Source organism: Streptomyces longisporus, from assembly GCF_039532765.1.
In the GTDB taxonomy this organism is placed as follows: domain Bacteria; phylum Actinomycetota; class Actinomycetes; order Streptomycetales; family Streptomycetaceae; genus Streptomyces; species Streptomyces longisporus.
In genome coordinates, this window is record NZ_BAAASG010000022.1 from 1 (window position 1) to 24,579 (window position 24,579).

The window sequence follows — 24,579 nt, forward strand, 5'->3', positions numbered from 1 at the left end:
AAGCCTTACAGCGCCGATGGTACTGCAGGGGGGACCCTGTGGGAGAGTAGGACGCCGCCGAACTCCTTTTAGAGCTCTGGCTCTTGGGCATCAGCCCAAGAGCCAGAGCTTTTTTGCGTTGAGGTAAGGTCAGGGGGCATCGTTGGCACGTTTCCCACAGGAGGCCCTCGGGTGGAGGTCCAGGAGACCCGCGTCCAGACGGACCGGGTCCTCACCATCCCCAACATCCTCAGCATGGCGCGTCTCGTCGGCGTGCCGGTCTTTCTGTGGCTGATCCTCAGGCCTGAGTTCGGGGGCCCCAAGAGTGACACGTGGGCGCTGCTGGTGCTGGCTCTGAGCGGAGTCAGTGACTACCTGGACGGCAAGCTCGCGCGGCGTTGGAACCAGATCAGCAGCCTCGGCCGGCTGCTCGACCCCGCCGCCGACCGGCTCTACATTCTCTCGACGTTGGTCGGACTCACCTGGCGCGAGATTCTGCCGTTCTGGTTGACCGCTGTACTTCTTGCGCGCGAGCTCGTCCTGCTGGTGATGGTGGGCATCCTCCGGCGGCACGGCTATCCGCCGCCGCAGGTGAACTTCCTGGGGAAGGCGGCCACCTTCAACCTGATGTACGCCTTCCCCTTGCTCCTGCTCAGTGACGGAACTGGATGGATCTCGTCACTCGCTGCTATTTTCGGATGGGCGTTCGCTGGATGGGGTACAACGCTCTACTGGTGGGCAGGAGTCCTCTACGTGGTACAAGTCCGCCGCCTCGTCCGCGCGGACGCCATGGCCGATTGAACTCGCCGATTGCTGCGGCCGTAGTGCCTGGATGGCCCTCGGCGGAAAAGTGCGGGACAATCTGGGCGGGTGAAGTCGGCTAGACCGTCGTCTTTTTGAGGAGGACGCTTCCGACATGAAGGCCGTCGTGATGGCCGGAGGTGAAGGCACACGCCTTCGCCCCATGACCTCAAGCATGCCCAAGCCGCTCCTGCCCGTGGCCAACCGCCCGATCATGGAGCATGTGCTACGGCTGCTCAAAAGGCATGGGCTGAACGAGACCGTCGTAACTGTCCAGTTCCTGGCCTCATTGGTCAAGAACTACTTCGGTGACGGCGAAGAGCTCGGAATGGAGCTCTCCTATGCCAACGAGGAGAAGCCACTCGGTACCGCAGGAAGCGTCAAGAACGCCGAAGAGGCGTTGAAGGACGATGCCTTCCTCGTCATCTCCGGTGATGCCCTGACCGACTTCGACCTCACCGAGCTGATCAATTTCCACAAGGAAAAGGGTGCGCTCGTCACCGTCTGCCTGACGCGTGTGCCGAACCCGCTGGAATTCGGCATCACGATCGTCGACGAAGAGGGAAAGGTCGAGCGCTTCCTCGAGAAGCCCACCTGGGGCCAGGTCTTCTCCGACACGGTGAACACGGGCATCTATGTGATGGAGCCCGAAGTCTTCGACTATGTCGAGCCCGATGTGCCCGTGGACTGGTCCGGAGACGTCTTCCCGCAGCTGATGAAGGAAGGCAAGCCGATCTACGGCTATGTCGCGGAAGGCTACTGGGAGGACGTCGGTACGCACGAGAGCTACGTGAAGGCGCAGGCCGACGTTCTCGAGGGCAGGGTCGACGTCGAGATCGACGGCTTCGAGATGTCCCCGGGGGTGTGGGTGGCCGAGGGTGCCGAGGTGCATCCCGATGCCGTGCTGCGCGGCCCGCTCTACATCGGCGACTACGCCAAGGTCGAATCCGGCGCCGAAATTCGTGAGCACACCGTCGTCGGCTCGAACGTCGTGGTGAAGAGCGGTGCGTTTCTGCACAAGGCCGTTGTGCACGACAACGTGTACGTGGGGCAGCACAGCAATCTGCGTGGCTGCGTCGTCGGAAAGAACACCGACATCATGCGGGCCGCTCGAATCGAGGACGGCGCGGTCATCGGCGATGAGTGCCTCATCGGTGAAGAATCGATCGTTCAGGGCAATGTGCGGGTCTACCCGTTCAAGACCATCGAGGCCGGCGCCTTCGTCAACACCTCGGTCATCTGGGAGTCCAGGGGGCAGGCGCATCTGTTCGGTGCTCGCGGGGTGTCCGGCATCCTGAACGTGGAGATCACGCCCGAGCTCGCGGTGCGTCTGGCCGGCGCCTATGCGACGACCCTGAAGAAGGGCTCCACTGTCACCACCGCCCGCGACCACTCCCGTGGTGCCCGTGCGCTGAAGCGGGCGGTCATCTCCGCCCTGCAGGCCAGTGCCATCGACGTACGGGACCTGGAGAACGTACCGCTGCCCGTCGCCCGGCAGCAGACGGCGCGGGGCAGCGCCGGCGGGATCATGATCCGCACCACGCCCGGGGTGCCGGACTCCGTGGACATCATGTTCTTCGACGGGAACGGCGCCGATCTCTCGCAGGGCAGCCAGCGAAAGCTGGACCGGGTGTTCGCGCGGCAGGAGTACCGGCGCGCGTTCCCCGGGGAGATCGGAGATCTGCACTTCCCTGCCAGCGTCTTCGACTCGTACACCGGCTCGCTGTTGCGCAATGTCGACACGACCGGGATCAGCGAGTCCGGGCTCAAGGTCGTCGTCGACGCGTCGAACGGCAGCGCCGGGCTTGTCCTGCCCAGCTTGCTGGGCAAGCTCGGTGTGGACTCGCTGACCATCAATCCCGGGCTCGACGAGTCGCGGCCCACGGAGTCCGCCGATGTGCGGCGGTCGGGGCTGGTGCGGCTCGGTGAGATCGTGGCGTCGTCGCGGGCCGCTTTCGGGGTGCGGTTCGACCCGGTGGGCGAGCGGTTGTCGCTGGTCGACGAGAAGGGGCGGATCGTCGAGGACGACCGGGCGCTGCTCGTCATGCTGGATCTGGTGGCGGCGGAGCGGCGCAGTGGGCGAGTGGCGCTGCCGGTGACCACGACGAGGATCGCCGAGCAGGTCGCGGCGTACCACGGGACGCAGGTGGAGTGGACGACGACCTCGCCCGACGACCTGACCAGGGTCGGAGGCGACGACTCGACCATCTTCGGCGGTGACGGCAAGGGCGGCTTCATCGTCCCGGAGTTCAGCAGCGTCTTCGACGGTACGGCGGCCTTCGTACGGTTGATCGGGCTGGTGGCGCGGACGCAGCTCACCCTCAGCCAGATCGACGCCCGGATTCCGCGGGCACACGTCCTCAAGCGGGATCTTGCGACTCCCTGGGCCGTCAAGGGACTTGTGATGCGGCGTGTGGTCGAGGCGGCCGGAGACCGCTTCGTGGACACCACCGACGGTGTGCGGGTGGTGGAGACGGACGGGCGCTGGGTGATGGTGCTGCCCGACCCGGCCGAGGCGGTCACCCACCTGTGGGCGGAGGGGCCGGACGACGCCTCAGCCCAGGCCCTGCTCGACGAATGGTCGGCGGTCGTGGACAGCGCCGGCCGCTGAAAAACGCAGCACACGCGCGTGCCGGACAGGTGTCCCCAAGGGGGCCCGTCCGGCACGCCGGTGGGGCCATTCGGAGGTAGTGGTCGCGACATGCGACGATGTGCGGCATGCCGCAGCAGCCCCCCGTTCGGAGCACACCCACGCGACCCTCGCGTCCGGACGCTTCCATGTCGCTGCTCACCAACGTCATGGACCACAGCCTGGACGACGGCTACGCCGAGGCGGCCGCCAGGAAGAAGGCCGCGGGCGACGGCGCTCTGCCGAAGACCCTTCGGGCCAGGCTCGGCCTGGCCGCCGGGCTGGTGCTCGCGGCCCTCGTCGTGACCGTAGGAGCGGCACAGGCTCGGGTGGCGGCTCCCGTCGTCGCCAAGGAGCGCGAGGAACTGATCAATCGCATCGACCGGGAGACCACGACGGCGGACAAGCTGGAAGGCTCCGTCGACAAGCTGCGCGACGAGGTGAGCGCGCGCCAGCGGGAGGCTCTCAAGAAGAGCGGCAGTGGAGATCAGTCGGAGCTGGTGGGGATTTTGTCGGGCGCCGTCGAAGTGCACGGCCCCGGCGTGAAACTGGTCGTGAACGACGCCAAGGAAGCAACCAGCGGTGGCAACGGCAATCCGCGCGAGACCTCGGACTTCTCCGACACCGGTCGAGTGCGGGACCGCGACATGCAGCGTGTGGTCAACGGGCTGTGGGAGTCGGGGGCCGAGGCCGTTTCGATCAATGGGCAGCGACTGACGGCGCTTTCGGCGATCAGGGCCGCCGGGGACGCGATACTGGTCGACAACAAGCCGCTGGTTCCCCCTTATACGGTGCTGGCCGTGGGGAACGGCAAGCAGCTGAGCAGCAGGTTCCAGAACAGCGCCGACGGGCTGTATCTGCACGCCCTGCAGGAGACCTACGGCATCCGGACCAGCATCTCCGTGGAAGGCGACCTCCGGCTGCCTGCCGCACCGAGTGTGATCGTACGTACAGCACAGCCGACAACCGAGAAGACTGAGAAGGGCACATCGTGATCGCCGTACTGGGCCTCGTAGTGGGAGTCGTGGCCGGCCTGTTGGTCCGGCCTGAGGTTCCGGCGGTCGTCGAGCCTTACCTGCCGATCGCCGTCGTCGCGGCGCTCGACGCCGTCTTCGGTGGACTTCGGGCCATGCTCGACGGGATCTTCGACGACAAGGTCTTCGTGGTGTCGTTCCTGTCCAATGTGGTCGTTGCCGCGTTGATCGTGTTCCTGGGTGACAAGTTGGGTGTGGGCGCCCAGCTGTCCACCGGTGTCGTCGTGGTCCTCGGGATCCGCATCTTCTCGAACGCCGCGGCGATCCGCCGGCACGTGTTCCGGGCGTGAGGCCGATGAGCGACAACGAAGAGACGCCGGAGAACAGGCTGCGCAAGGAACTTCCGGAGGAGGTTCCCGCGCCGGAGCCCGACGTGACGGCGGCAGCTCCCGAGGAGAAGCAGCCCTCTGAGGAGAAGCAGCCCTCTCTCACCGGGCGGCAGCGGCTGGTGCAGGGCCTGTGGCCGCCGCGCCTGACCCGCGCCCAACTCATCGTCGCCGTCCTGCTGTTCGGCCTCGGCTTCGGCCTGGCCGTCCAGGTGGCATCGAACAGCAACAGCGACAGCGCCCTGCGCGGCGCGCGTCAGGAAGATCTCGTTCGCATCCTGGATGAACTCGACGCCCGTACCCAGCGTCTTGAGGACGAGAAGCAGGGACTGGAGAAGCAGCGCGACGAGCTGGAGAACAGCTCCAACCAGGCCGAGGAGGCCCGCAAGCAGACCGTCGAGAAGGAGAAGCAACTCGGCATCCTGGCGGGCACGGTGGCCGCACAGGGGCCCGGCATCACGATGACCATCGAGGACACGAAGGGGACGGTCCAGGCGGACATGCTGCTCGACGCGATCCAGGAGCTGCGTGCGGCCGGGGCCGAGGCGATCCAGGTGAACGACGTACGTGTCGTCGCCAATACCTACCTCACCGACTCGGGCAAGAGCGTGAGCGTCGACGGGAACAAGATCAACGCTCCCTATCGTTTCAAGGTCATCGGCAAGCCGGCGGACCTCGAACCGGCGCTCAACATCCCTGGAGGCGTGGTGCAGACTCTTGAGAAGGAGCAGGCCACCGTTGCCGTCGAGCGGTCGAACAAGATCATTGTGGACGCCTTGCGAGCTGCGAAGCGGCCTGACTACGCTCGGTCGTCCTCCCAGTGAACAGGCGGTGCATGGCCGACGTCCGGCGGGGGCATGAGGTTGCGGGGGGTCGGCGCACCGAATGGTGGTGCGTGGTGGAAACTGTCTGGTGGATACGGACGTTGTGAGGATGTCCGGGTCGGCCGGTGTATGCAATCAGGGTTCGTCCTGCCCCACGGGCGGGTCTGTTTCGGTCAAGGGGAATCGCCCGTGAAGTTGTTTGCGAAGTTGTTCGGCAAGAGCGCGCGAGAGGGTAGCGACAACGCGACCGCTCGGCATCGCGCACAGCCCGATGCAGAGGGCCAGCGCCCACTGTTCCGGGACCAGGTCCCTGGGCCGGGTGGTGACATTCCCGGAGGTCAGGGCGCGCCGTCTGTTGACCCTGCGCAGTCCGGCGGCATAGGTTTCGGGCAACCGTCAACCTCAAGTACGGGTGGAGGGTTTTCCCCTATGTCGGCCCTGGTGTGTACGAGGTGCGGTAACCGCAACGCGGAGAACAGCCGCTTCTGCTCCAACTGTGGCGCCCCGCTGCGGGCCGGCGGCGCGGCCGAGCGGCCGTCCGAGACGACGTCGACGATCTCGATTTCCGGCATCGAGGCCTACGACGCCGAGGTCACCGGTCAGACGCAGATGCCGGCGCTCTCTCCCGAGGCGCAGGCGGCCGTCGACGCGCTGCCGCTCGGCTCCGCGCTTCTGGTCGTGCGCCGCGGTCCGAACTCGGGCAGCCGCTTCCTGCTGGACGGCGACCTGACCACGGCCGGGCGTCATCCGCAGAGCGACATCTTCCTGGACGACGTGACGGTCTCGCGCCGGCACGTGGAGTTCCGCCGTGGTGCGGACGGCTCGTTCACGGTGGCCGACGTGGGCAGTCTGAACGGCACATACGTCAACCGCGAGCGGATCGACCAGGTCGCTCTGAACAACGGTGACGAGGTGCAGATCGGAAAGTACCGGCTGGTCTTCTACGCAAGCCAGCGGGGCTACTGACCCTTCCCCCAGACCCCCTCCGGGGCACCCCAAGGGAATGTCCATGCTTCGAACACCGAGCGGCGGTGCCGGGCACGGCACCGCCGGCACGGACAGCGGTCTGATGAGCATCGGCACGGTGCTGAACGTGCTGCGCGACGAGTTCCCCGAAGTCACCATCTCCAAGATCCGTTTCCTGGAGTCGGAGGGGCTCATCGAGCCGCAGCGCACCCCGTCGGGGTATCGCAAGTTCAGCGCGGACGACGTCGAGCGCCTCAGCCATGTGCTGAGGATGCAGCGGGACCACTATCTGCCCCTCAAGGTGATCCGGGAGCATCTGGACGCCGTGGAGCGCGGTGAGGCGGCCCCGCTGCCCGTCGTGGGACGCCAGCGGGACGGCGAGTCCCTCCTCGAGGCGCCCGAGGGGCCCACAGCGGCTCGGATCGGGCGGGCCGAGCTGCTCGCGGCCGCCGGGATCGGCGAGCGGGAACTCGAGGAGTGGGAATCGTACGGCCTGGTGGCGCCGCTGCCGGACGGGGCGTACGACGCGGAGACGGTGACCGTGGCATCGCTCGTCGTGGAGCTCGGGCAGTTCGGCATCGAACCGCGGCACCTCAGGGCCATGAAAGCCGCCGCCGAGCGTGAGGCGGGGCTGGTGGAGCAGGTGGTTGCCCCGCTGAAACGCCACCGCAATCCGCAGACCAGGGCGCATGCCGAGGCGCGTACGAAGGAGCTGGCGGCGCTCACGGTGAAGCTGCACGCCGCCCTTGTGCAGATCGCGCTCGGTGTGCGACTGCCCTGAGTCCGGCGCGTTCGCGGAGGCCGGATCGGCCTCCCGTTCTCGGCTCGACTACCCAAACGTCCCGGGCAGGTCCTAGGGTTGCTGTGTGAACGAGCTCGATGTCGTAGGTGTCCGGGTCGAAATGCCCTCCAACCAACCGATCGTGCTCCTGCGTGAAGTGGGAGGCGACCGTTACCTCCCCATCTGGATCGGGCCGGGGGAGGCGACCGCCATTGCCTTCGCCCAGCAGGGCATGGCCCCCGCACGACCGCTGACCCACGACCTGTTCAAGGACGTGCTGGAGGCCGTCGGTCAGGAGCTGACCGAAGTGCGCATCACGGATCTGCGGGAGGGCGTCTTCTACGCGGAGCTGGTCTTCGCCAGCGGGGTCGAAGTCAGTGCCCGTCCGTCCGACGCCATAGCGCTGGCCCTGCGCACCGGAACGCCGATCTACGGCAGCGACGGTGTGCTCGACGACGCAGGCATCGCGATTCCGGATGAGCAGGAGGACGAGGTGGAGAAGTTCCGCGAGTTCCTCGACCAGATCTCGCCGGAGGACTTCGGGACAAGCAGCCAGTGAGTCTCGAACGCCGGCAAGTGCCAACGGCGAGTGAGAGCGTCCTGCGGCCCCCTCCGAGCGCATTCGGCTAGCCTTTCCCCGCGGTGGGGTGCGGGAAACCACTCTTAGGGTGATTATCACTCGGCGTGCCGAGTGTGGCGATCGTTGACGCACCCCTGGTGACTGCCTACCGTCGAGATGGCAGGTCAAGGACGGAGGTCGGCGTGAGAAGCAGCGGCGACGGTACGGCTGGGGGTGGCCCCGGACGCAGTCTCGGGGAGAGCGGTCCGTACCCTCCCCCAAGCTCTCAACTTCGTTCGAGGTGGGGGGACCCCCATACCGGCAGCGCGGCCGATCACGCTCCGCAGCGACCGGCGGCCGTGCCGAGCAGCGGAGGGGCGGCGTCCATGGCGTCCGAGCAGATCGGCTATCGCGGTCCGACGGCCTGCGCGGCCGCCGGCATCACCTACCGGCAACTGGACTACTGGGCCCGTACCGGGCTCGTCGAGCCGAGCGTGCGGCCCGCCTACGGCTCGGGCACGCAGCGGCTGTACAGCTTCCGGGACGTCGTCGTCCTGAAGATCGTCAAGCGGTTCCTGGACACCGGGGTGTCGCTGCAGAACATCCGTACCGCGGTGGTGCACCTGCGGGAGCGGGGCTTCCGGGACCTGGAGCGCATGACGCTGATGAGCGACGGCGCCACGGTCTACGAGTGCACCTCGCCCGACGAGGTCCATGCGCTGCTCCAGGGCGGCCAGGGCATCTTCGGCATCGCCGTCGGTGTGGTGTGGCGGGACGTCGACAGTGCGCTCTCGCAGCTGCACGGCGAGCGGATCGACACCGGTGAGACCCTGGTCGGGCACAACCCGGCGGACGAGCTGGCACGACGGCGGAACCGGGCGGTCTGACCGCGTTCTCTGCGGCTTCTGCCGAGCCCTTCGGCGGTCGTAGGGCGGCATTGTCAGTGGCGTAGGGCAGCATCGGAGATGTGAGAAACGCGCCCACGATCCTGCATCTCGACATGGATGCCTTCTACGCCTCGGCGGAGCAGGCATCCAAGCCGAGTCTGCGCGGGAAGGCCGTGATCGTGGGTGGGCTCGGGCCGCGCGGGGTGGTCGCCACCGCTTCGTACGAGGCGCGGGTCTTCGGGGTGCGGTCGGCGATGCCGATGGCACAGGCGCGGCGGCTGGCACCGAACGCCGCGTATCTGGTGCCGCGCTTCGGGTTCTACCGGTCGATCAGCGAGCAGGTCATGGGGCTGCTGCACTCGCTGTCGCCGCTGGTGGAGCCTCTGAGCCTGGATGAGGCCTTCGTGGACCTGGAGGCCGGGGAGGCGGCCTGGGACGCGGCGTCGGCGCGGCTGGTGGGGGAGAAGCTGCGCGCTGACATACGGGCGGACACGGGGCTCACCGGGTCAGTGGGCCTTGCCGCCTGCAAGATGCTCGCGAAGATCGCCTCCGAGGAGGCCAAGCCGAACGGGCTGGTGCTGGTCGAGCCCGGGACCGAGCGGGCCAAGCTCGGACCGATGTCGGTGCGGATGCTGCCAGGCGTGGGGCCGGCCACGGGGGACCATCTGCGGCGGGCCGGCATCACCACGGTCGACGAGATCGCCGAGGCCGGTGAGGACGAGCTCGTCCGGCTGCTGGGCAAGGCCCATGGGCATGCGTTGTACGCCATGGCGCTGGCGCACGACGACCGGCCCGTGGTGGCCGAGCGGGAGGCCAAGTCGGTATCGGTCGAGGACACGTACGACGTGGACATCCACGACCGGGTGAGGGTGGGGCTGGAGGTGCAGCGGCTGGCCGACCGGTGTGTTCGGCGGCTGCGAGGTGCGGGTCTTTCGGGGCGGACCATCGTGCTGAAGGTACGGCGCTACGACTTCTCGACGCTGACGCGTTCCGAGACGTTGCGCGGGCCCACGGACGATCCGGGGGTGGTGCGCGAGGCCGCCGCCCGGCTGCTGGATTCGGTGGACACGACGGGGGGTGTGCGATTGCTGGGGGTCGGGGTGAGCGGGCTGGCCGACTACACGCAGGAGGATCTGTTCGCGCAGGCCGCGGGGGACGGCGCGGAACATTTGGCGGACGAGGCGGACGAGGAGCCCGCCGAGGAGCAGAAGGCGACTGTGGAGCGGCGGTGGCCCGCCGGGCACGATGTGCGACATGTCGAGTTCGGGCACGGGTGGGTGCAGGGAAGCGGGCTCGGGCGGGTGACCGTGCGGTTCGAGACGCCGGATTCGGAGCCGGGGCGCGTGCGGACGTTTCGCACGGATGACCCGGACCTGGAGCCGGCGGACCCGTTGCCGTTGGTGGCGCAGAGACCCGGGGCCTCCGTGCACGGGGTCGGCGCCTGACCGGGGAGGGTGCTGATCCGCGCGGGGGCCGGGAGGGGTGGGCTAGGCGTCCGCGTCCTCCGTGCCGGCGAGCTTGCCGAAGTCGTGGTCCGGGAAGGGGGAAGGGGCGGGGATGTCCAGGCCGTAGTGGTGGTAGAGCTGGAGCTCCTGTTCGGGGGAGAGGTGGCGGCCGACGCCGAAGTCGGGGGCGTCCTTGATGAGGGACCGGTCGAAGGGGACGTGGAGGGTGCCCTCGATCAGTTCGCTGGGCTCCAGGGGGACGAAGGCGTCCCGGGAGAACAGACCGGTGCGTATGGCCGCCCACTCCGGCACGCCGGTCGCGTCGTCGAGGTAGACCTCGTCGATCGTGCCGAGCTTGGTGCCGTTGCGGTCGAACGCCTTGCGGCCGATCAGGTTGCGCGGATCGATGTCGGTCTGCACGGGCCCTCCACTTGGTCGCAACTCATCCGTAAGCACTACAAAAGAGCAGATTGGTGATGACGGCCACTCGAAGGATCGGATGGTGTGCTCGCTGGTAGGCTGACAGCGGCTGCTGACCCCGTGCGGGAGAGTCCTCCAGACATCATCGGAGGCGCCGAAGGAGCAAATCCTCCCCGGAATCTCTCAGGCCCACGTACCGCGCGGACGAGGTCACTCTGGAAAGCAGGGCGGGTGTCGATGGCTTCCGCTCTCACCGACGGTGAAAGCCGGGCGCCCTCGGGGGTTCCGGTGAAGCTCTCAGGTTGAGATGACAGAGGGGGAGGCCGTCCGGGTACCCGTGCCGTGGTGCCCCTCGAAGGTCGTGTCAGACCAGGAGGCCTCCGCAATGACCGCCCATCGCATTCCGCTCTCCGAGCTCGAACAGGGAATCCCGTTCGAGCAGCGCCATATAGGGCCTGATCATGAGGCGCGGGCCAAGATGCTCGCGCACGTCGGATACGGCTCGCTGGACGAGCTGACCGCCGCCGCGGTGCCCGATGTGATCAAGAACTCGGATGCCCTGGAGCTGCCGGGTGCGCGTACCGAGGCGGAGGTGCTGGCCGAGCTGCGGTCGCTCGCCGACCGGAACCAGGTGCTCGACTCCATGATCGGGCTCGGGTACTACGGGACCTTCACCCCTCCCGTCATCCTGCGCAATGTGATGGAGAATCCCGCCTGGTACACGGCCTACACGCCCTACCAGCCCGAGATCTCCCAGGGGCGGCTCGAGGCCCTGCTCAATTTCCAGACCATGGTCGCCGACCTGACCGGGCTGCCCACCTCCGGTGCCTCGCTGCTCGACGAGGGGACGGCCGCCGCCGAGGCGATGGCGCTGTCCCGGCGCATGGGGAGGAACAAGAAGGGCCTGTTCCTGATCGACGCGGACGTGCTGCCGCAGACCATTGCCGTGATCGAGACGCGTGCCGAGCCGACCGGTGTGGAGATCGTGGTCGCCGACCTCAGCGACGGCATTCCCGCCGAGGTCGCCGGGCGTGAGATCAATGGCGTGCTCGTCCAGTACCCCGGCGCCTCCGGTGCCGTACGCGATCTCAAGCCGGTCATCGACCAGGCGCACGAACTCGGTGCGCTCGTCACCGTCGCCGCCGATCTGCTGGCGCTGACGCTGCTGAAGTCGCCCGGGGAGCTCGGCGCGGACATCGCGGTCGGTACCACGCAGCGCTTCGGTGTCCCGATGGGCTTCGGCGGGCCGCACGCGGGCTACATGGCGGTGCACGAGAAGTTCGCGCGCAGCCTGCCCGGACGGCTGGTGGGCGTCTCCGTGGATGCGGACGGGCACAAGGCCTACCGGCTCGCGCTGCAGACGCGTGAGCAGCACATCCGGCGGGAGAAGGCCACCAGCAACATCTGCACGGCCCAGGTGCTGCTCGCCGTCATGGCGGGGATGTACGCCGTCTACCACGGGCCGGAGGGGCTCAAGGCGATCGCGCGGCGCACCCACCGGTACGCCACGATCCTTGCCGCGGGGCTTCAGGCCGGTGGTGTCGAGGTCGTGCACGGCTCCTACTTCGACACGCTCACCGTGCGGGTGCCGGGCCGCGCCACCGAGGTGGTGGCCGCCGCGCGGGAGAACGGAGTCAACCTTCACCTGGTCGACGCCGACCACCTGTCGATCGCCTGTGACGAGACCACCGCGCGGGCCCAACTCGGCGCCGTGTGGGCCGCTTTCGGGCTCGAGGGCGACATCGAGGCGCTGGACGCGGCGACCGAGGACCGTCTGCCCGCAGGACTGCTGCGCACCGACGACTACCTCACCCACCCGGTCTTCCAGGAGCACCGCTCCGAGACCGCGATGCTGCGCTACCTGCGCAGGCTTGCCGACCGTGACTACGCGCTCGACCGGGGCATGATCCCGCTGGGCTCCTGCACCATGAAGCTCAACGCGACCACCGAGATGGAGCCGGTCACCTGGCCCGAGTTCGGGCAGCTGCACCCCTTCGCGCCGGCCGAGCAGGCGCAGGGCTATCTCACGCTCATCCGTGAGCTGGAGGAGCGGCTCGCCGAGGTCACCGGGTACGACAAGGTGTCCCTGCAGCCCAACGCCGGATCGCAGGGCGAGCTGGCCGGACTGCTCGCGGTACGCGGCTATCACCGGGCCAACGGGGACGAGCAGCGGACCGTGTGTCTGATTCCGTCGTCCGCGCACGGTACGAACGCCGCCAGCGCCGTGATGGCCGGGATGAAGGTCGTCGTCGTGAAGACCGCCGAGGACGGCGAGATCGACGTCGAGGACCTGCGGGCGAAGATCGAGCAGTACCGCGACGAGCTGGCGGTCCTGATGATCACGTACCCCTCCACGCACGGTGTCTTCGAGGAGCACGTCGCCGACATCTGCGCGCAGGTGCACGAGGCCGGCGGGCAGGTGTACGTCGACGGTGCCAACCTCAACGCCCTTGTGGGGCTTGCCAAGCCGGGGCACTTCGGCGGTGACGTCTCGCACCTCAACCTGCACAAGACCTTCTGCATCCCGCACGGCGGCGGCGGGCCGGGCGTCGGGCCGGTCGGTGTGCGGGCGCACCTGGCGCCGTATCTGCCGAACCACCCGATGCAGCCGGCCGCAGGTCCGGCGACGGGTGTCGGGCCGATCTCCGCGGCCCCCTGGGGTTCCGCGGGCATCCTGCCGATCTCGTGGGCGTACGTCCGGCTCATGGGCGGCGAGGGGCTGAAGCGGGCCACGCAGGTGGCCGTGCTGAGCGCCAACTACATCGCCAAGCGGCTGGAGCCGCACTACCCCGTGCTCTACACCGGCCCGGGCGGGCTGGTCGCGCACGAGTGCATCATCGATCTGCGGCCGCTGACCAAGGCGACCGGCGTGAGCGTCGACGACGTCGCCAAGCGGCTCATCGACTACGGCTTCCACGCGCCGACGATGTCGTTCCCGGTGGCCGGCACGCTGATGATCGAGCCGACCGAGTCCGAGGACCTGATCGAGCTGGACCGGTTCTGCGAGGCGATGATCGCCATCCGTGCGGAGATCGAGAAGGTCGGGGCGGGCGAGTGGCCGGCCGAGGACAACCCGCTCCGGGGTGCGCCGCACACCGCCGCCGCGCTCGGTGGGGAGTGGGAGCACGCGTACTCGCGTGAGGAGGCCGTCTTCCCTGCCGGGGTGTCGGCCGCCGACAAGTACTGGCCGCCGGTGCGCCGGATCGACCAGGCCTTCGGCGACCGGAACCTGGTGTGCTCGTGCCCGCCGCTGGATGCGTACGACGACTGACGTAGTGGTCGTGAGGGGGCCCCGCTTCGGCGGGGCCCTTTCCCGTTACGCCGTCGCCAGTGAGATCTCCGTCGACTTGATCAGGGCCACGACGGGTGTGCCGGTGGTCAGGGCGAGGTCCGTGACGGCGTCCTTGGTGATCGCGGAGGTCAGTTCGCCGCCGTCGACGGCGACCTTCACGGATGCCATCGCACCGCCGGTGGCCACCGCGGTGACCGTGCCCGGCAGCTGGTTGCGGATGGACAGGCCCTCGACCGGGGCGGTGGCCAGGGAGACCTCGGTCGACTTCACCAGAGCGCGTACGGCGGTGCCCGCGGCGAGGCCGAGTTCCTCGGCGGACTCGAGGGTGATCGCGGCGGTGATCTCCTGGCCGCCGGTGAGGCGGACCTTGACGGTGGCCATGACCTCGCCGGGGGTGAGGGCGGTGACCGTGCCGGGGAGCTGGTTGCGGATGCTCAGGCTCATGGGGCTCATGGGGAACGCCTCGCAGGGGGTGGGGGATTGGGGGCTTTGTGCCCGGGCCCACCGTAGCCCCAGCGGGGTGTTATGCCGGGTACGCTCGTGTTTGCGTCGCCTTGGCCGTTGCCCGGACCGTGGCGCCCGGGTGCGGGTTCGCATGCGCCGGGGCTCGCCGTAGGGGAGTTGTTCCAGGATCAGGTGCGGTCGATGTGCACATTGGTCGACTTCACGCGCGCGGTGGCCTCCATGCCGACCTCGAGGCCGAGCTCCTCCACGGCCTCGCGGGTCAGCAGTGAGACCAGACGGTGCGGGCCGGCCTGGATCTCGACCTGGGCCGCCACGTCGCCGAGCTTGATCGCGGTGACGATGCCGGGGAAGGCGTTGCGGACCGAGGTGTAGGAGGTCTCCTCCTCGGCGCCGCCCGCCTTGGCGAGTTCCACGGAGAAGGCGGCCAGGTCCCGGCCGTCGATGAGGCGTCGGCCACCCTCGTCGCGGTGGGTCGCCACCCGGCCGGCGTCGGCCCAGCGGCGTGCGGTGTCCGGACTCACGCCGAGCAGTCGTGCGGCCTGGCCGATGGTGTAGCTCTGCATGCGGTCACGATAGGGCCGGGAACGGGCCCTGGTGGACGTGGGGCATGCGGGCCGGGACCGGGTCGTGGGGGTGCTGCGTGTCGTGGCCGGGGACGGTCGGCTGACCGGGAGGAGCTGGATGTGCGGGTGGCGGCGGCCTTGGCCGCCCGCACGCGCGAACTCGCCGTTCTGACGGTGCACCTGCCGGGATCGGCCGCGGAGGCCGCCGGCAAGGACGTCGACCGCATCGAGCAACGCGGCGCTTTCGCGTGGCGGGGGGCGAGGTGACGCTCGACTTCACCGACGCGGTGATCACGCACGGCACCCCGCAGATCGACGTCGGTGTGCGGCTCCGCCGCGGGGTGCCCCGATCTTCTGTTTACCGTCTGCCGCGCCGTCGTGGCTGGTCGCGCAGCTCCCCGCGCCCCTTCAGGGCGCCTTCGTGGCGCGGTCGTGCGGAGATCCCGGCCGTAGGAGCTGCTCGGGCGTCCTTCAGGGCGCCTGTGCCGCGGCGGAGCCAGGGGCTCAGCCCGTGTGGACCCGCGGCCTGCGGATGCGGTCCGGTTCTGCTTCGCGCAGGACCTCTCGGGTGACCGGGGCGACCTCGCCCTGGCCGAAGAGGAAGAAGCGCAGGAAGTTGGCGAAGGGGCTGCCCTCGGTCCACTCGAAGTAGATGTGCGGGGTGCACTGGGTGGTGTCGCGGACGTGCAGGAGCAGGGCGGCCAGTGCGTTCGGGATGGAGGAGGACTCCAGGGTCAGCACCCGGTAGCGGTCGTGCAGGACCTCGCCGCGCACCGTCAGGCCCGCTTCGAACTCGGAGGGGTCGACGACCGTGACCTCCACGAAGACGAAGTCCTCGCCGGGGATGTCGTTGTCGTTCTGGATCTGCTCGATCTTGTCGCGGTACTCGGCCTTGTCCCGCTGGTCCGGCTCGTTGGCGATGAAGCGGATCTTGCGGCTGGCCATGTCCCGGATGAAACGTTCCGCCATATCGTCCAGCGTCACGCTCGTCACCCGGAGCTCGAAGGCGCGGGCCAGCCGGGAGAGCAGGGAGACCAGGATGATGCCCGCGATGAAGCAGGCGCCGATCTTGACGCCGTCCGGGCGCTCGATGACGTTGGCGACGGTGACGTAGAGGAGGACCGCCGAGACGACTCCGAAGCCGATGGTCCAGCCCCGCTGCTGGGCACGGCGGGCGGCGATGGTCACCGCGATCGCGGCCGAGGACATCAGGACCAGCACGCCGGTGGCATACGCGCCGCCCTGGGCGTCGACGTCGGCGTTGAAGATCCAGGTGACCAGGAAGCCGATCAGGGTGAAGACGATCACCATCGGGCGCACGGCGCGGGCCCAGTGCGGTGCCATGCCGTAGCGGGGCAGATAGCGGGGCATCAGGTTGAGCAGACCGGCCATGGCGGAGGCGCCGGCGAACCACAGGATGGCGATGGTCGAGATGTCGTAGACCGTGCCGAAGGCGTTGCCCAGATACTCGTGCGAGAGGTAGGCGAGGGCGCGTCCGTTGGCCTGGCCGCCGGACTTGAACTCCTTCTCCGGGATCAGCACGGTGGTGATGAAGCTCGTCGCGATCAGGAACACGCTCATGATCAGAGCGGCGGCCGTGAGGAGCTTCTTCGTGTCGCGGATGCGGCCCTGCGGGTTCTCCTCGGTGTCGCCCGGGTCGCCCTGGACGTGCGGCATGACCGCGACGCCGGTCTCGAAGCCGGAGAGGCCGAGTGCCAGCTTGGGGAAGACCAGCAGGGAGACGCCGATCATGGCGAAGATGTTGCCGTGTTCCGTGGTCAGGGCACCGGCCCAGTCGGTGACGAGATGGCCCGCGGTGATCACGTGGTACATGCCCACGGCCACGACGACGACGTTGAGACCGAGGTAGACCACCACCAGCGCGACCGCGACGCCGATCGCCTCCAGGAAGCCCTTGAGGAACACCGCGCCGAGCAGGGCGACCAGGATGAGCGTGATCAGCATCTGCTGCCCGTGCAGGGCGCTGGTGAGGTGGGGGTTCTCGACGAGGTGGGTCGAGGCGTCCGCCGCCGACAGGGTGATGGTGATCAGGAAGTCGGTGGCGGCGAAACCGAGCAGGGTCAGGACGAACAGCTTGCCCTTCCAGAACGACAGCAGCCGCTCCAGCATCGCGATCGAGCCTTCGCCGCGCGGGCTCTCCTCGGCCACCCGGCGGTAGACCGGCAGCGCACCGGCGAGCGTCACGATCACGAGGACGATGGTCGCCACCGGCGACAGGAGGCCGGCGGCCAGCGCCGCGATGCCGGGCTGGTAGCCGAGGGTCGAGAAGTAGTCGACGCCGGTCAGGCACATCACCCGGTACCAGCGCTGCCCCTTGTGCGCGGGCTCCGGCTGAGCGTGCGGCGCCTGCTGGATGCCCTTGCCCATGTCGGACAGGCCCTCCAGCATCCAGGCGCGCAGGCGACTGGGAGGCGGGTGCTCGGTCGTGGCCATCGGCGTGCTCCTGAGGTGCGGCTCAGCGTGTGGATTCCGGCCATCACGCGGACGGCGGCACCAGCGTAAGCGGAGAGTGACGCACGGGCCCACGGATGAGGGGGGTGACGGCGTCAAGCTTCCGTTAAGACTCGCTGCTTGGCCGAAGCGGCGCCCAGGAAGGGAGGTTCTGTGGCGATTAGCGGTTGTTTGGGCCGTCCGAGGGGAGGGGGCTCGACGATCGGGACCGGATACCCAGCGTCATGGCGCATGGATGACGACATCGGTGCCCTGGTCGATCGCGCGGCTGTCGTGGCTCAGATGTCCGTCAGACGGGCTTCCTCCAGGTCCAACGACCGCTGCAGCCTCCTGCGCGTCGTGTCGCTGATGGCGTGTTCGTCGTACAGGCGCTGCAGTTCCACTGCCTCGAAGGCGATGACGTCGCGGCGCAGCTGGCGGTAGAGCAGGTCGGCGGATTCGACGGGGGCGTTTTGGCCGGTGTGGTCGGTGAGGCGGTCGCGGGCGTCGTCGAGACGGGCGGTGAGCCCGCGGCGGAGGCGGTCGAGAACGACCTCGGGGACGGCCTGCAGCTCGGAGAGTTCCTCCAGGCGGCGGATGCCTGCGTCGGCGAGGCGGCAGCGGGCCGCGGCCTCCTCGCGCTCGGTGTGGTCGGGTTCGAGGGCGATGCCGGAGCGGCGGACCACCGGGGCCAGACTGAAGCCCTGCACGACGAGGGTGACGACCACGACCGAGGTGGTCAGGACCAGCACCAGGGGGCGGTCCGCGAGCGCCGCGCCGCCTTTGGTGGTCTCCGGGATGGAGAGTGCCGCGGCCAGGGGGACGACGCCCCGGGTGCCCGCCCAGGTCAGCACCATCGGGACCCGCCAGTTCATGGGACGGATGCCGCCCTTGCGCTGTACCACCGCCGACAGCGGTGCCAGCCACAGCAGCCGCACGGCGATCAGGGTGCCGGCGACCGCGAGCGCGTACAGCGGCCACGCCCGGTCGTTGTGGGACAGCGCCCGCACCTGGGCAGGCAGGGCCAGGCCGATCAGCGAGAACACCACGCTCTCCAGCAGGAACACCACGGTGCCGTACACCGCGTGCAGCTGGAGCCGGATGTGGGCGTTGGTGAGCTTCTCGCCCCGTCCGCCCAGAACGACACCGGCGACCACCACCGAGGTGACGCCGGAGGTGTGCGCCGCCTCGGCCAGGACATAGGCGGCGTACGGCGTGACCAGGGCGATCACCGTTTCCAGGACGGGGTCCGCGGTGCGCCGCCGGATGAGTGTGACGACATGGGCCACGGCCGCGCCGATCAGTGTGCCGCCGCCCGCCAGTACGGCGAACTCGTCGCCCGCCGCGCCCCAGTTCGCCGCCGCGGACGCCACGGCCACGCTCACGGCGACCCGGAACAGCACCAGCGAGGTGGCGTCGTTGAACAGGCTCTCCGCCTGGACCAGGACCTGGACCCTGGGCGGCAGGGCGAGGCGTCTGCCCAGTGCCGTGACCGCCACCGGGTCGGTGCTGGCCAGGACCGCGCCCAGCACCAACGCCATCCGCCACGACAGCGGCGTCACCAGCGAGGCCACCACGCCGACCGCCGCCGCCGACGCCAGGACCAGTCCGATCGCGAGGATCCCGACCGGCTTCCACACCGCGCGCAGCTCACGCCAGGACAGCTCCTCCGCGCTCGCGTACAGCAGCGGGGGGAGCACGACCAGGCCGATGATCTCGGGGCTGGCCTGGATCTCGGGGGTGCCCGGCAGCAGGGCCACGGCGAGGCCGGCGACGACCAGGAGGGACGGTGCGGGGATGCGCCGGCGGTGGGCGAAGGTGGCCACGACGGTGGCCAGTACGACCAGTGCGAGTACCGTCCCTACGCCGCGCATGCCGTCCCCCTGGAGCCTTCACGGGAGCCACCGTGGCTCCCGGCCGACCAGACTTCCCGGCACACCGCTTTCACCCTAGCCGCCGCCCGGACGTCAAGACAGTGCCAACGCTCTTGACGTGGGCCGTGGCGGCTGACCGGGTCGTTCGGCGGGGAGGGGGCGGATGGTGTTGGCATGTTCTTGGCGAAATCTTGGATCCTGGGCGGTGCACCGCCGGAACTGCCCCCGCGAGCTGCGGCGTTCTGCCTGGTGTGACGTCGACTCTCCCCCTCCGCATACCGCCCGGCCAGAGATCGCAGCACATGGTGATCTGCGGCGACGACGCTCTTGCGCACCGGCTGGCCGTTGAACTTGACGCCGTGTGCGGCGAGGTCGTCACCGTCGTGCTGCCGTCCGCGAGCGACGAGCGCGGCGCGGAGATCGCAGCGTTGCACGACGACCCGCACTCCCCGGTCGAGCTGCACCTCTCCGTGCGCCCCGACGAGCGCGCCCTGCGGGCGGCGGGTGTCGAGCGGGCCGCCGCGCTCGCCCTGACCTACCGGGACGACCAGGTCAACATGACCGCGGCGCTGCTCGCCCGGACGATCAACCCCTCGGTGCGGCTGGTCGTCCGCATGTTCAACCGCGAGCGCGGACGCCATCTGGAGCGGCTGCTGGACCGGGCGGCGGGACTGTGCGAGGACTCCGGCCAGGACACCTCCACGACGGTGCTCTCCGACGCCGACACCGCCGTACCGGAGCTGGTGGCGGCCGCCGCCGTGGGCCACGGGCACACCCTCCAGGTCGAGGGCAAGGTGTTCCGCGGTGTCGTACGGCCCGCGGGGTCCCCGTCGAACGGCACCGACCTGGCCACGCTGGCCGTGCTGTCCGGCGCCCACCAGGACGACCCGGCCAGCCAGGACAGCGCCGAAACGCCCGGCGAGGAGGGCACCCAGCTGCTGCCCGACAGCCGGACCGCCCACCACCGGCAGTTCACGCACGGCCGGCTGATGCTCGAGGAGGTCACCCACCACGCCTGTGAGGCGACCGCCCGCGCCCGGCGCCTGCACCCCCGACGGTGGCTTCGGGCACGGCTCGCGCATCTGCCGTGGAAGGTCTTCGTATCCCATCAACTGGCAGCCGTCTACGGGGCGTTGACGGCTGTCGTCCTCGCGCTGGCGACCGCCACCGCGCTCTTCGCCGACGAGCATCCGTGGTGGAAGAACTTCTATCTGCCGCTGCTGGACATCTTCACCATGGGCGACCCGGCCACCGAGGAGTCGGTCGCCCGGCGGGTGCTCCAACTCCTGGCCGGTTTCGTGGGGCTGGCCGTCCTCCCGCTCGTGGTCGCCGCGACGATGAACGCCACCGAGGCTTTCCGCACCGCCTCGGCGAGCCATCCGCCCGACGACGGCGTGCACGGCCACATCGTGCTGGTCGGTCTGGGAATGGTCGGCACCCGGGTGCTGGACCGGCTGCGCGCCACCGACCACCAGGTGGTGGCCATCGAACGCGACCCGCGCGCCCGCGGCGTCGCCCTCGCCCGCCAACTCGGCACACCGCTGATCCTGGACGACGCCACGGCCCCGGGTGTGCTCGAACTGGCCCGCGTCCGGCAGAGCGGCTCGCTGCTCGTCCTCACCCGTGACGACGGCCAGAACCTCGACATCGTCATGGCCGTACGAGAGACCAACCCCGCCGTGCGGGTGGTGACGCGCCTGTACGACGACGCCTTCGCGGCCACCGTCCAGCGCACCCTGCGCGCCTCCTACCCGGACGCCCTCACCCGGAGCAGAAGCGTTTCCGCCCTGGCGGCGCCCTCGTTCGCCGCCGCGATGATGGGGCGCCATGTGCTGGGGGTGATGCCGGTGGAGCGGGGCTCGCTGCTGTTCACCTGCGTGGACGTGGCCGGGCACCCGGAGTTGGAGGGACGCTCCGTGCACGAGGCGTTCCGGGAGAACGCATGGCGGGTGCTGGCCGTGGGGACCGCCGCCGGGCCGCTCCCCGCGGCTCAGGCCGTGGACGGCCTGACCGGACCGCATTCCGGCCGGACGGGCTTCGACTGGCGTCCCGCGCAGGGACGGATCCTGCGGGCGGGTGACCGTGTCGTCCTGGCGACGACGCGGCGCGGCCTGGACATCCTGATGACGGGGGTGCAGCCGCATTCCGCGGACCGGCGGCAGTAGTCCGGCCAGGCGCTGTACGGCGATGCGCCGTCTCCTATGGGCGGCATCGTCGTGGCCGGTCGCGCTCCGCGGCGAAGCCGCACATCGACCTGACCCGCTCGGGGAACCGTCACCTCAGGTCGGAGACCCTGAACACCGTCGCGGCCGTCTCGCGCTCCACCCGCTCGGAGATCCGCTCCAGCGCGGCGGGCCCGCACAGCAGGGTGCCGAGGGCCAGTGACCTGCGGGCGTCCTCGTGGAGCCGGTACCAGAGGTCGGGATTGTCCAGCAGGACCTGGAGGTCGAGCTCGACGCGTTCACCGAGGGCGTCCCGGAGCACGAGCCGCCGGGCGATCCCGTCGGGGGAGCGCACCGAGACCAGCCGGTCGGTGCGGATCCTTCGGGTGCGCAGCAGCCGGCGTGAGGTCAGCCAGCCCTCGCCGGCGCGGATGCGGTCGGGGCAGAGCAGGAGGAAGAGCAGCACCGCGAGCGCGGACCACAGCGCACAGCGCCCGAGGGAGAGCGTGTCCGCACTCCAGTCGATCAGGAGCAGCAGGCCGAGGAGTACGACAGCGCAGCGGATCGCGCTGATCAAGTCCCCCGCCCAGCGGCGATCGTGGAGCACGGCGCCGGACTCCGGTTCGGAGGCGCTGGATCCGTGTCCTCGCGCGTCGTCGCGGTGTCCCATACGCCAGACGGTAGGAGACCCGAGACGCGGATGAACGGGCCTTGACGGGACTCATACGGCGTCGCGGGCCTTTTTGACGGCACAGCAACGCGCGTGCGCCGTGGCCCGGGTCACACCTGCATCAAGGGCGCGTCAAAGACGGTGTGTTCGACGCGAAGAACGCGCAAGGGAGGCTCAGCGGCCGGCGCTCCGGGACACAACCTTGGTGCATCGGAGGCGACGGTCGCGCACGGCCGTCCGCCCCGCCCGCAGGTCGCACCAAGGAGCACGCACCCATGTCCGTACTGACCACCGAAGCCGGCGCCGATCCCGCCGATGAGGAGCCGCCCGATACCGGCGAGCGGCACCGGCTCACCGCCGTCACCGGCCTCGCCGCGCTCTCACTGGACGCGGTGGCTTCGGTGGCGTACGGGCCGGAGGCGATCGTGCTGGTGCTGGCCGCGGCGGGCGCCCACGGGCTGGGTTTCACCGTGCCGGTGACGCTGGCCATCGCGGGCCTGCTCGCGGTGCTGGTCGCCTCGTACCGGCAGGTGATCGCGGCCTTCCCGGACGGCGGTGGTTCGTACGGTGTGGCGAAGACGCATCTGGGTGCGCGCACCAGCCTGGTGGCGGCGGCCTCCCTCGTACTGGACTACGTGCTCAACGTCGCCGTCGCGGTGACGGCGGGAGTTGCGGCCCTGACATCGGCCTTCCCCGCGCTGTACGGCGACCGGCTGTGGCTGTGCCTGCTGGTCCTCCTGCTCATCACCGGGGTCAACCTGCGCGGCATGGTCGAGTCCGCGAAGGCGTTCATCGTGCCGACCGTCGTGTTCGTCGGCTCGGTCTTCGTACTCATCGTCGTCGGCCTGTTCCGTTCCGAGCCGGTGAGCACGGCCGCCGCGGACGGTCACGCCTCGGCTCTCGCCGACAACGGCACCACCGTGGGCGCCCTCCTTCTGCTGAAGGCCTTCGCTTCCGGGTGCAGTGCCCTGACCGGTGTCGAGGCCATCGCCAACGCCGTGCCCTCCTTCCGCGTCCCACGCGTCAAGCGCGCCCAGCGGGCGGAGATCGCCCTCGGCGCCGTCCTCGGCGTGATGCTGATCGGGCTTGCGGTGCTGATCTCCCGCTTCCACCTCCAGCCGGTCGCGGGCGTCACCGTCCTCGCCCAGCTCGCGGACGCCTCGCTCGGCCACAACTGGACGTTCTACGTCATCCAGTTCGCGACGATGATCCTGCTGGCGCTGTCCGCGAACACGTCGTTCGGCGGTCTGCCCGTGCTGCTGAAGCTGCTGGCCCGGGACAACTACGCGCCGCACGTCTTCGCGCTGAGGGCCGACCGCCAGGTGCACCGGCACGGTGTACTGGCTCTGGCCGCCGTCTCCGGCGCACTGCTGGTCTTCTCCGGCGGCGACACCAACACGCTGGTGCCGCTGTTCGCGATCGGCGTCTTCGTGGGGTTCACCGTCGCGCAGGCCGGCATGGTCCGGCACTGGCGGTCGGCGCGCGGGCCGGGCCGGCGCGGCAAGGCGCTGCTCAACGGGTTCGGCGCCGTCCTCACCGGCATCGCCGCGGTCGTCGTCACGGCGTCGAAGTTCGAGGAGGGTGCCTGGCTGATCGTGATCGCCCTGCCCCTGCTGGTCGCGGTCTTCGAGACCGTGCACCGCGCCTACGCCCGCATCGGCGAGCGGCTCGGCCTCGGCCGGATTCCCGAGCACCCGCACCGCGACCGCTCGGTCGTGATCGTGCCGGTGTCCTCCCTCTCCCGTCTCACCTCGGAGGCCCTGACGGCCGCCGCCTCCCTCGGCGACGAGGTCCGCGCCGTCACCGTCTGCTACCCCGACCCCGAGGACCGGGCGCAGTTGCACGCCCTGGAGCGGGCGTGGGCGCAGTGGGATCCCGGCGTGCCCCTGGTCCGGCTGACCTGCGGGCGGCGCAGTCTGGGCCGCCCCATCGCCGCCTACGTCCGCGAGGTGTCGTCGGCGGAGCCGGCCACCCGGGTCACCGTGCTGATCCCCGAGGCGGAACCCGAGCGGCTGTGGCAGCGGCTGCTGCAGAACCAGCGGGGCGCGGTCGTCGCCCATGCCGTGCGCAAGGAGACCGATGCGGTGATCTGCCGTCTGCGCTTCCGCCTGTTCTGACCGGAGACCCCTCCGACCTGCGGCGATCGTACAGCCGTAAGGGTTCCGTCAAAGGCGTGCGGAGCGCCGTATGGGAGCCGTCAACGGAGCGGGTTCCCGGCCGGAAAGGCTGTTTTCTCGAACCGTCCCTGTCCGACCGAACCCCTCCAGGAGTTCACGATGGCCGATCTGGCCTTCGTCGTCACCACGATCGCCTGCTTCGCGCTGGTGGCCCTCGTCGCCAAGGGGGTGACGAAGCTGTGACCGCCGAGACCGTCGTCGGCCTGGTCGTGGCCGTCGCCCTGCTGGGCTATCTCGTCCTCGCCCTGATCTTCCCGGAGAGGTTCTGAGCCAC

At 69.5% G+C, this 24,579-nt stretch carries 21 protein-coding genes and 1 riboswitch; of the genes, 15 read left to right on the top strand and 6 right to left on the bottom strand.

Annotated elements, in window-relative coordinates; genetic code table 11:
- Positions 1-171 precede the first annotated feature (171 nt).
- The 10 genes from clsA to ABD355_RS36335 all read left to right on the top strand — a co-directional run bounded on the left by clsA (position 172) and on the right by ABD355_RS36335 (position 10,231).
- Positions 172-780, top strand: a complete 609-nt coding sequence (clsA, locus tag ABD355_RS36290; protein ID WP_123963785.1) for a cardiolipin synthase ClsA — start codon at positions 172-174, stop codon at positions 778-780.
- A gap of 115 nt (positions 781-895) precedes the next feature.
- Entirely contained in the window at positions 896-3,391 is a 2,496-nt protein-coding gene (locus tag ABD355_RS36295) for a sugar phosphate nucleotidyltransferase (protein ID WP_344405260.1), read from the top strand.
- A gap of 98 nt (positions 3,392-3,489) precedes the next feature.
- The gene (locus ABD355_RS36300) at positions 3,490-4,404 is read left to right on the top strand and encodes a DUF881 domain-containing protein (protein WP_344405263.1); all 915 of its coding nucleotides are present in this window, start codon (positions 3,490-3,492) and stop codon (positions 4,402-4,404) included.
- Entirely contained in the window at positions 4,401-4,733 is a 333-nt protein-coding gene (locus tag ABD355_RS36305) for a small basic family protein (protein ID WP_003988855.1), read from the top strand. Before ABD355_RS36300 ends, ABD355_RS36305 begins: the two co-directional genes overlap by 4 nt.
- 5 nt (positions 4,734-4,738) lie before the next feature.
- A complete protein-coding gene (locus tag ABD355_RS36310) occupies positions 4,739-5,593 on the top strand; it encodes a DUF881 domain-containing protein (RefSeq protein ID WP_344405264.1) in 855 nt (284 codons plus the stop codon).
- A gap of 129 nt (positions 5,594-5,722) precedes the next feature.
- Entirely contained in the window at positions 5,723-6,559 is an 837-nt protein-coding gene (locus ABD355_RS36315) for a zinc-ribbon and FHA domain-containing protein (RefSeq protein WP_344405266.1), read from the top strand.
- A 43-nt stretch (positions 6,560-6,602) separates the two neighbouring features.
- The gene (gene ftsR, locus ABD355_RS36320; protein WP_344405267.1) at positions 6,603-7,340 is read left to right on the top strand and encodes a transcriptional regulator FtsR; all 738 of its coding nucleotides are present in this window, start codon (positions 6,603-6,605) and stop codon (positions 7,338-7,340) included.
- Between the two features lie 85 nt (positions 7,341-7,425).
- Positions 7,426-7,899, top strand: a complete 474-nt coding sequence (locus tag ABD355_RS36325; RefSeq protein ID WP_004002801.1) for a bifunctional nuclease family protein — start codon at positions 7,426-7,428, stop codon at positions 7,897-7,899.
- A gap of 203 nt (positions 7,900-8,102) precedes the next feature.
- Positions 8,103-8,786, top strand: a complete 684-nt coding sequence (locus ABD355_RS36330; RefSeq protein WP_344405268.1) for a MerR family transcriptional regulator — start codon at positions 8,103-8,105, stop codon at positions 8,784-8,786.
- A gap of 80 nt (positions 8,787-8,866) precedes the next feature.
- Positions 8,867-10,231 carry a DNA polymerase IV gene (locus ABD355_RS36335; protein ID WP_344405269.1) on the top strand — a complete coding sequence of 455 codons (1,365 nt, stop codon included), beginning with the start codon at positions 8,867-8,869 and terminating at the stop codon, positions 10,229-10,231.
- 42 nt (positions 10,232-10,273) lie between these two features.
- Here the strand turns inward: ABD355_RS36335 and ABD355_RS36340 are convergent, their stop codons facing one another.
- A complete protein-coding gene (locus tag ABD355_RS36340) occupies positions 10,274-10,651 on the bottom strand; it encodes a PRC-barrel domain-containing protein (RefSeq protein WP_344405270.1) in 378 nt (125 codons plus the stop codon).
- A gap of 113 nt (positions 10,652-10,764) precedes the next feature.
- A riboswitch (glycine riboswitch) is annotated at positions 10,765-10,860 on the top strand.
- A 176-nt stretch (positions 10,861-11,036) separates the two neighbouring features.
- On the opposite strand from ABD355_RS36340, the gene gcvP reads away from it, so the two are divergent.
- A complete protein-coding gene (gene gcvP / locus ABD355_RS36345; RefSeq protein ID WP_344405271.1) occupies positions 11,037-13,922 on the top strand; it encodes an aminomethyl-transferring glycine dehydrogenase in 2,886 nt (961 codons plus the stop codon).
- A gap of 45 nt (positions 13,923-13,967) precedes the next feature.
- Here the strand turns inward: gcvP and ABD355_RS36350 are convergent, their stop codons facing one another.
- Together ABD355_RS36350 and ABD355_RS36355 are read right to left on the bottom strand one after the other, a co-directional pair.
- Positions 13,968-14,387, bottom strand: coding sequence for a TOBE domain-containing protein (locus tag ABD355_RS36350; protein ID WP_344405293.1), 420 nt, complete (start codon positions 14,385-14,387; stop codon positions 13,968-13,970).
- A gap of 188 nt (positions 14,388-14,575) precedes the next feature.
- Entirely contained in the window at positions 14,576-14,971 is a 396-nt protein-coding gene (locus ABD355_RS36355) for a TOBE domain-containing protein (RefSeq protein WP_344405272.1), read from the bottom strand.
- A gap of 126 nt (positions 14,972-15,097) precedes the next feature.
- Between ABD355_RS36355 and ABD355_RS36360 the strand changes: the two genes are divergently transcribed.
- Positions 15,098-15,238, top strand: coding sequence for a hypothetical protein (locus ABD355_RS36360; RefSeq protein ID WP_344405273.1), 141 nt, complete (start codon positions 15,098-15,100; stop codon positions 15,236-15,238).
- A gap of 237 nt (positions 15,239-15,475) precedes the next feature.
- Here ABD355_RS36360 and ABD355_RS36365 read toward each other — a convergent pair whose 3' ends face one another.
- Together ABD355_RS36365 and ABD355_RS36370 are read right to left on the bottom strand one after the other, a co-directional pair.
- Positions 15,476-17,425: an APC family permease gene (locus ABD355_RS36365; RefSeq protein ID WP_344405275.1), complete on the bottom strand. Its 1,950-nt coding sequence runs from the start codon at positions 17,423-17,425 to the stop codon at positions 15,476-15,478.
- 296 nt (positions 17,426-17,721) lie between these two features.
- A complete protein-coding gene (locus ABD355_RS36370; RefSeq protein ID WP_344405276.1) occupies positions 17,722-19,296 on the bottom strand; it encodes a Na+/H+ antiporter in 1,575 nt (524 codons plus the stop codon).
- A gap of 302 nt (positions 19,297-19,598) precedes the next feature.
- On the opposite strand from ABD355_RS36370, the gene ABD355_RS36375 reads away from it, so the two are divergent.
- Positions 19,599-21,461: an NAD-binding protein gene (locus tag ABD355_RS36375; protein ID WP_344405277.1), complete on the top strand. Its 1,863-nt coding sequence runs from the start codon at positions 19,599-19,601 to the stop codon at positions 21,459-21,461.
- A 109-nt stretch (positions 21,462-21,570) separates the two neighbouring features.
- On the opposite strand, the gene ABD355_RS36380 is transcribed toward ABD355_RS36375, so the two are convergent.
- On the bottom strand, positions 21,571-22,128 hold the full coding sequence (locus ABD355_RS36380) for a hypothetical protein (RefSeq protein ID WP_344405278.1): 558 nt from the start codon (positions 22,126-22,128) through the stop codon (positions 21,571-21,573).
- Between the two features lie 275 nt (positions 22,129-22,403).
- On the opposite strand from ABD355_RS36380, the gene ABD355_RS36385 reads away from it, so the two are divergent.
- Together ABD355_RS36385 and kdpF are read left to right on the top strand one after the other, a co-directional pair.
- Positions 22,404-24,245: an APC family permease gene (locus ABD355_RS36385; protein ID WP_344405279.1), complete on the top strand. Its 1,842-nt coding sequence runs from the start codon at positions 22,404-22,406 to the stop codon at positions 24,243-24,245.
- A gap of 239 nt (positions 24,246-24,484) precedes the next feature.
- Positions 24,485-24,574: a K(+)-transporting ATPase subunit F gene (kdpF, locus tag ABD355_RS36390; RefSeq protein ID WP_344405280.1), complete on the top strand. Its 90-nt coding sequence runs from the start codon at positions 24,485-24,487 to the stop codon at positions 24,572-24,574.
- The last annotated feature ends 5 nt before the right edge of the window (positions 24,575-24,579 follow it).

What these genes read in the sequence shown, in the direction of transcription:
- ABD355_RS36295 (WP_344405260.1), top strand. Translation starts at nt 896, where the DNA reads ATGAAGGCCGTCGTGATGGCCGGAGGTGAAGGCACACGCCTTCGCCCC.
- ABD355_RS36300 (WP_344405263.1), top strand. Translation starts at nt 3,490, where the DNA reads ATGTGCGGCATGCCGCAGCAGCCCCCCGTTCGGAGCACACCCACGCGA.
- ABD355_RS36310 (WP_344405264.1), top strand. Translation starts at nt 4,739, where the DNA reads ATGAGCGACAACGAAGAGACGCCGGAGAACAGGCTGCGCAAGGAACTT.
- ABD355_RS36315 (WP_344405266.1), top strand. Translation starts at nt 5,723, where the DNA reads ATGCAATCAGGGTTCGTCCTGCCCCACGGGCGGGTCTGTTTCGGTCAA.
- ftsR (WP_344405267.1), top strand. Translation starts at nt 6,603, where the DNA reads ATGCTTCGAACACCGAGCGGCGGTGCCGGGCACGGCACCGCCGGCACG.
- gcvP (WP_344405271.1), top strand. Translation starts at nt 11,037, where the DNA reads ATGACCGCCCATCGCATTCCGCTCTCCGAGCTCGAACAGGGAATCCCG.
- ABD355_RS36350 (WP_344405293.1), bottom strand. Translation starts at nt 14,387, where the DNA reads ATGAGCCTGAGCATCCGCAACCAGCTCCCCGGCACGGTCACCGCCCTC.
- ABD355_RS36355 (WP_344405272.1), bottom strand. Translation starts at nt 14,971, where the DNA reads ATGCAGAGCTACACCATCGGCCAGGCCGCACGACTGCTCGGCGTGAGT.
- ABD355_RS36365 (WP_344405275.1), bottom strand. Translation starts at nt 17,425, where the DNA reads ATGGCCACGACCGAGCACCCGCCTCCCAGTCGCCTGCGCGCCTGGATG.
- ABD355_RS36370 (WP_344405276.1), bottom strand. Translation starts at nt 19,296, where the DNA reads ATGCGCGGCGTAGGGACGGTACTCGCACTGGTCGTACTGGCCACCGTC.
- ABD355_RS36375 (WP_344405277.1), top strand. Translation starts at nt 19,599, where the DNA reads ATGGTGATCTGCGGCGACGACGCTCTTGCGCACCGGCTGGCCGTTGAA.
- ABD355_RS36380 (WP_344405278.1), bottom strand. Translation starts at nt 22,128, where the DNA reads ATGGGACACCGCGACGACGCGCGAGGACACGGATCCAGCGCCTCCGAA.
- ABD355_RS36385 (WP_344405279.1), top strand. Translation starts at nt 22,404, where the DNA reads ATGTCCGTACTGACCACCGAAGCCGGCGCCGATCCCGCCGATGAGGAG.